This is a genomic window from Kitasatospora sp. NPDC040550 (assembly GCF_055594965.1).
In genome coordinates this window covers 171,541-177,579 of sequence record NZ_JBVIWC010000020.1, presented here as the reverse complement: position 1 = coordinate 177,579, position 6,039 = coordinate 171,541, and the positions used below count along the sequence as shown (strand labels likewise).

The following is a 6,039-nucleotide window of genomic DNA, read 5'->3' as shown; positions in this document are numbered from 1 at the left end:
GAAGCCGCCCGCGCCGAAGCCGAAGCCGAGGAGAAGCGCAAGGCCGAAGAGGCCGCCCGCGCCGAAGCCGAAGCCGAGGAGAAGCGCAAGGCCGAAGAGGCCGCCCGCGCCGAAGCCGAAGCCGAGGAGAAGCGCAAGGCCGAGGAAGCCGCCCGCGCCGAAGCCGAAAGTACGGGCTACGACGAGTCCGAGTACCAGTTGGGATCGGCGACCGGCAAGATGACCCTCCAGACCTACGTTCCGAGCTCCATCGCGGCAAAGGTCAAGGAGATGCAGCAGACTGGAAAGTCGGCGGAGGTGATCATCCTTACCGCGGTGGCTCAGTGCGCTGACCGGCTCCCCGAGCTCATCGTCGAAGCCCGCGGGCCCGTCCACGAGGGTGGCCTCTTCCCGGGACTCGAGATGATCGAGCGTGGGCCTGGGCGTCCGAGGAAGGTCGAGCCGGCCAACTCCCGGCTGCAGTACTCCGTGTCGATGAAGTGGATGCCGACGCTTCAGGCCACGGCTAAGGCGCACAACCTCAAGCAGTCTGTCCTGGCGCGGCTCGCGCTGGGCGACTACTTCAAAATCCCGGTCCGGCTTGAGCGCGTCAACTGACGTTGCCGATCGAAACGGGCGGAGACGGGTTCGGGGCGGCACCTGCATGGGTGCCGCCCCGAACTTGTGCTCGCGCGGACTACCGGAGGATGGCGAAGGTGCCGGCCGCGACGACGGCTCCAACAAGGGTTCCAGCGAGGACCTGAGCGACGGTGTGGTCCTTGAGCGCGACCCGAGACCAGCCGACCAGCGCGACCAGGGCGTACACGGCGAGCGCGAGGGGACCGTAGGCGAGCGCGAGCATGGCGACGCTGCCGGAGGAGACCGCGGCGTGGACGCTGATCTTCCAGGCGGGCGTGACGGCAAGCAGGGCAGCGAGGGTGGTGAGCATGGCGGCGATGAGGGCGATCATCGGCTGCGGGGCGTCGAAGGCCCACATCAGGGTGATACCAGTGGCTACCGAGGCGATGATGAAGATCATCACGATGATGCGCTGCTGACGCTGGCCGACATGGCGGTCGGCCCAGCGGCCTCGGCGTATGCCGTACTTGATGAAGGCCACGGGTATGACGGCCGCGAACAGGCAGCCGAGCAAGCCCCAGCCGATGCCCGCGAGGCGGTTGGTGTGCCAGCCGATGAGGATCGTGTCGGCGATGATCCAGGTTTTGGGGTCCAGGCCGTCGGTGACGAGCCGGGCGGCGCGGGACTCCGTCGGCCGGATGGTTGCGGTGGTGGTCACGACGTGGCCTCCTGTCGGAGCTCGGCGAGAAAGGCGGCGGCCGCGGGGGAGTGGTAGGCGCGGGCGAGTTGAAGGAGTCGGGCGACTTCGGCCTCGAAGTCCAGATCGACGATGCCTTCGGCACCGGGCTCCGCCACCTCGTGTCCAAGGGGGGCTCCCTGGGCCTTGGCCTCTCGGGCGGCACGGAGCCAGAGAGCCTCGGCTGTCGGCTCCACGGCCTCCGGACTGAGCCCGGCCGCGTTCGCCGCGGCCTCAGCGGCTCCCCGCACTTCGCTGGTTGCGTACGGCGCCAGGGCGAGGCCGGCGTCCCGGATCTCGATCACGCGGCGGTGCAGTTGCAGGCGTGGGCCGCGGAGAAGGCGCGCCTTGAGCACGATGTCGGGGGTGGCGGCGGTGAGGTCCTGCCACAGGGGCTGCAGCGCGCGAAGGTGCCTCCAGTCCTGGATGCTGCGCCAGGCGACGCCGAAGGCCGGGATGCTGCTGCCCACGAGGATGAAGCCGATGGCCAGGTACTTCAGCAGGTCGGTGGCCGTGTCGACCGTATCGTCGGCGCCGGCGGACGTGACTCCGACCAGTCGGCAGATGAGGTACACAGCGCGGACGAGGGTGTAAACGACGCCGACCCCGGTTCCGACGCCCATGAGGCGTACGCCGATCCGGAGCCACCGAGCGCTCGCCAGACGGGCGCTTCCCCAGAACAGCCAGCTGGCGGTGGCCATGGCGATGCCCAGGTAGACGATGAAGACCAGGTAGTACGCGGTGGCCCAGGTCTGTCCCACGTTCGCCTCGAAGAAGTCCTCGACCTCGTGCTGTCGGGGGACGAACTGGAAGAGGACCGCCATGAGGGCCATGGCGGTGAGGGCCACGTAGTGGCGCGGCCTGACTCGCCGGCCGGTCTCCGGGCGGGCGATGGCGACGACGAAGTCGAGGACGGCACCGGCAGCGATCATGCCGAGCCAGTGCTTGATGAGGGTGGAGAGGTTGTTGATCCCGACTCTGTCGTCCAGGCCGTGCATGACGCCGGGAAGGCGGAGCGTCATCGACAGGGTGAGGGCCGCGAAGGCGACCCATAGGGCTCGCTGCTTGACGGTGCGCAGGGCAGAGGGGACGCGCCAGATCGTCACCGCCCAGAGCATGATCAGGACGGCGATTTCTAGGTGTTTCACTTCAGGACCAGGTGTTTCGCACGGGATGCCCGAGGGCGTCATGGAGGCGGACTAGACGCTCTTCGGCCTCGGTGGAGGTCGACTGCGTCATGTACCGGCTGGCGCGCTCGTGGATGAGCGTGGCCAGGGTCTCTGCCTTGCGCTCCTGGGGCGTCGCGAACTTCGAGCGGCCCATCAGGTGCGCAATGCGGTCGAAGTCGAGGCCGAGTTCCTCGTCGATCGCTTCGGTCATGGTGGCCATGGCCCGGATCCGGGCTGCCTCGGCGCGGATGATCGCGGCGACCGGCAGGTCGGGGCGATCGATTCCGGAGATGCCTCCGTGCGTGCGGGCGAGCAGGCGCTGGAAGTGCTCGGAGGCGAGGGCCAGCTCTCCCTCGCTCGGCTGGTCGGCCAGGTCGAGTTCGGGGGCGACGTGTCCGAGCAGCATGTGTGAGATCTCGTGCAGCACGATCTGCACTTTGAGGATCTCCGCAGCGACGGCGTCGTAGAAGACGAGGTCGGCAACATCGAGACCGAGCCATATGCCGCAAGGGAGGGCCGGGTCAGGCGGCCCGTCGAGGGGGAGCAGGATGAGCGGGCGGCCCCTCTGCTCCGCGATCCCGTCGCAGAAGGCCTCGAGGTTGAACGGCTGGGGGATGACCAGCTGGTCAGCGATGGCCGCGCACTCGGCGTCGGTCCGCTTCCACCACCGCATGGTCTCCCTCCTCGCCGTCGCAACCCGCCGGCGGGAAGATCAACTACTTCGAGCCGTTCGCGTACTACTTACCGGTTTGCAGCTTAAACGGATAGGCCACAGAGACCGAAATGGGGCGTTCCGGTTGCCCGGAACACCCCAGATTGCACCGTTTACACGAGTGAGCGGCCTCTCACTGCTTCCGCTTGCGCGGCGGCTTCGCGTCAGGCAGACCCTCCGCCCGGCGGAGCTGCTTGATGAGCCCGGTGACGGACTTCAAGGAGCCGGCCGACAGGCCACTGAGCCGGAAGGCCGCGGCCTGGACGTTCTCGTCCTCCAGGACCTGGGCGAGCTCATCGGCTTCGGCCGCCTTGCGGTTCTCCTCACGGAGGCGCGTGATGCGCTCCTCGATGCGGTTCTCGATCGCCTCCGCATCCTCACCATCTGCGAGGTAACCGACGGTGACCCCGAAGAAGTTGGCGATGGCGCGGAGGGAGTCCACGCCGGGGTTGGTGTTGGTGTTCTTGTGGATGGTCTGCACCGTGCCGTGCGAGACCGACGGGCCCGGCAACTTCTTCGTGCCCTCGGCGATCTCCATGTACGTGTACGGACCACGGTTGTCTGGATGGATCGTCGTGATCAAGAAGTCGAGTCGCTCGGCCAAGGTCTGCCGGCCGGTGGGGGTGTCCTCACCCATCGCCGCTCACTGCTCCCGTCCACTACGGATCATCCTGTAGTTCACGCCTGAACCACCACCCTCATTATCTATCGCCCTAGACGGCAAGCGCTACACGATCAAGCGATTTGCGTCTAATCCACTTAACGATCAAGCGCGCACCATGACGCCCGTCACATGATCGCCCGATTCGGCACACGCCCGCTTGACAGGCGCCACCTGGATCAACGTATGTTCATCGAGCCTCATCTAGCGCGCTAGATGAACAGGGGAACACAAGCTCAGGCTTCTACGTCTAGCACGCTAAACCTGTTGATCGTATGTGCGCCGGATGCGGTCGGGGGAAGGGGCCGTGGCTTGCGTCGCGGCATCAAGCCTCGTCAGCAAGGCCGGTGTTCGGAGGGAGTGAGATCCCTCCGAACACCGGGACGCGCCGCCTCGGAAGGGGGCGCGGTTCACCGGGTGCTGGACCGTCTCGCCCTAGGAAGCTGCGGTCCAGTCCCCTGGATGAGGGCAGTTTTTCATGCGATCACTCGTGCGCAAAGGTACGGCCGTCGCCGGTGCCGCAGTTGTGGCAGCCGCAGTGGCTGGACCAGCACTCTTCTCGGCTCCCGCAGTCGCGGCCGACCGTGAGGGAAACAAGGGGCGCGCGGTCGGCTGGCAGCTGAAGACCGGCAAGCAGAGCACCTTCTGGGGAGGTACGCACCTCCTGGACAACGGGTCGGCGGCCTTCTGCCTCGACTTCAACCTCTTCGGTCCGAAGGAGGGGTCGGACAACGGCTACAAGCCGGAGCAGGCCCCCACCGAACTCGGCGCGGACACCAAGGCCCAGCTCGCCTACATCGCCGCGCAGTACGGCAAGCTCCCCGACACGACCGCCGGCCGGAACACCACCGCGGCGGCATCCCTGCTCTCCTGGGCTCTGGCCGACCGGGACGGAGTGAAGGAGGACGGCTTCAACGGCGAGAAGCTGCCGTGGAAGTCCTGGCTGGAGAAGGGGATGCCGCACGGCGCGGTCGCCGGTTTCGGCGCTGACGCCAAGGTCGACACGACCCCCATCGTCGACGAGTTCAACCGGCTCCGGGCCGAGGTCGCCGACATCGACGCCGCCCCGTACACGCTCACCGTTCCCGGCTCGGGCAAGAAGTACCCCTACGAGCGCACCCCGGTAGAGAAGAGCCTCACCGTCAAGGTGGCGCAGGGCAACAAGCCGGTTCCCGGCGTCTCCGTCAACACCACCGACCTCGACAACGTCGCCGTGCCGAAGGTGCCCGGCGCCATCGGCATCACGAACGACAAGGGCGAGACGACCTTCACCTTCACCCCGGACAAGCCGGGGAAGAAGGCCGGCGCCTCCTTCGCCGCCGATGTCACGGTGAACACGCCGTCCTTCTGGGCCACCGACAAGCAGGTCTCGGGCAAGCCCATGCAGCGGCTGATCTTCTTCGCAGCGGAGAAGAAGACGCTGAAGGTGGACGGCGGCATCGAGTTCCAGCCCGCCTCGATCGTGATCGCGCTCAAGAAGGATCGCGCGAGCGGCAAGGAGATCGACTCTCCGGCCACGTACGAGATCCGGGCGAACGATGCGTCCGGCGCCGACGGCAAGCCGGGTGACCTCGTCACCACGGTGACCACCGGCAAGGGAGGCAAGTCCGCACCCGTCGACCTGGCCGCCGGGACGTACTGGATGGTCGAGACGAAGGCCCCCGAGGGCTACGAGCTCGACAAGAAGCCGACCCGGTTCGAGGTGAAGGAGGGGGAGGAGACGGTGATCACGGTCTTCGACAGTCCGCTGCCGAAGCCGACGACGCCGCCGACGACTCCGCCCACCACGCCGCCCACCACACCGCCGGCCACCATGCCGCCGAGCACTCCGCCCGCGGTGCCGCCGACGACGCCGCCGGCCACGCCGCCGTCCGGCGACGAACTGGCGCACACGGGCGCGGATCTCACCGCGCCCCTGGCAGCCGCTGCCGCCGGCCTGCTGCTTGTCGGCGGCGGCGTCCTCACCGTGGCCCGACGCCGCAAGACGGCCGGGTCCGACCAGTCCTGATCCTGATGCGCTACGCGGCCCGGCGGCTGTCCTTCTTCCTCCGCTCGCGATGACCCACCGGTTCGGCCGGCACTGACCCCGCCAGGCCTCCGCGAGTGGCTCCCACGACACGGGTGTTGCCCCCGCTCACCCCTGCTTCCTACCGGGACGCCGCACGGGCCGCGTCAGCCCTTCTTCCAGACGTACGAGGAACAC

At 67.8% G+C, this 6,039-nt stretch carries 6 protein-coding genes; 2 read left to right on the top strand and 4 right to left on the bottom strand.

Annotated features, from left to right (window positions below; all coding sequences use genetic code 11):
* On the top strand, positions 1-597 hold a 597-nt coding region (locus tag ACZ58X_RS27520), incomplete at its 5' end, for a hypothetical protein (protein WP_470336263.1).
* A gap of 79 nt (positions 598-676) precedes the next feature.
* Here ACZ58X_RS27520 and ACZ58X_RS27515 read toward each other — a convergent pair.
* From ACZ58X_RS27515 to ACZ58X_RS27500, 4 genes are all read right to left on the bottom strand, one after another.
* Complete coding sequence (locus tag ACZ58X_RS27515) at positions 677-1,276, bottom strand: hypothetical protein (protein WP_470336262.1); 600 nt, start codon at positions 1,274-1,276, stop codon at positions 677-679.
* On the bottom strand, positions 1,273-2,412 hold the full coding sequence (locus ACZ58X_RS27510) for an MAB_1171c family putative transporter (RefSeq protein ID WP_470336266.1): 1,140 nt from the start codon (positions 2,410-2,412) through the stop codon (positions 1,273-1,275). The genes ACZ58X_RS27515 and ACZ58X_RS27510 overlap by 4 nt, the downstream gene beginning before the upstream one ends.
* A 31-nt stretch (positions 2,413-2,443) precedes the next feature.
* Positions 2,444-3,136 carry a hypothetical protein gene (locus ACZ58X_RS27505; protein ID WP_096631636.1) on the bottom strand — a complete coding sequence of 231 codons (693 nt, stop codon included), beginning with the start codon at positions 3,134-3,136 and terminating at the stop codon, positions 2,444-2,446.
* Between the two features lie 172 nt (positions 3,137-3,308).
* Complete coding sequence (locus tag ACZ58X_RS27500; RefSeq protein ID WP_470336261.1) at positions 3,309-3,812, bottom strand: XRE family transcriptional regulator; 504 nt, start codon at positions 3,810-3,812, stop codon at positions 3,309-3,311.
* A 562-nt stretch (positions 3,813-4,374) separates the two neighbouring features.
* Between ACZ58X_RS27500 and ACZ58X_RS27495 the strand changes: the two genes are divergently transcribed.
* A complete protein-coding gene (locus tag ACZ58X_RS27495) occupies positions 4,375-5,844 on the top strand; it encodes a SpaA isopeptide-forming pilin-related protein (RefSeq protein WP_470336260.1) in 1,470 nt (489 codons plus the stop codon).
* The last annotated feature ends 195 nt before the right edge of the window (positions 5,845-6,039 follow it).

Bases quoted from the DNA above. Each gene is read 5' to 3' on its own strand.
- ACZ58X_RS27510 (WP_470336266.1), bottom strand. From the start codon at position 2,412: ATGCTCTGGGCGGTGACGATCTGGCGCGTCCCCTCTGCCCTGCGCACC.
- ACZ58X_RS27505 (WP_096631636.1), bottom strand. From the start codon at position 3,136: ATGCGGTGGTGGAAGCGGACCGACGCCGAGTGCGCGGCCATCGCTGAC.
- ACZ58X_RS27500 (WP_470336261.1), bottom strand. From the start codon at position 3,812: ATGGGTGAGGACACCCCCACCGGCCGGCAGACCTTGGCCGAGCGACTC.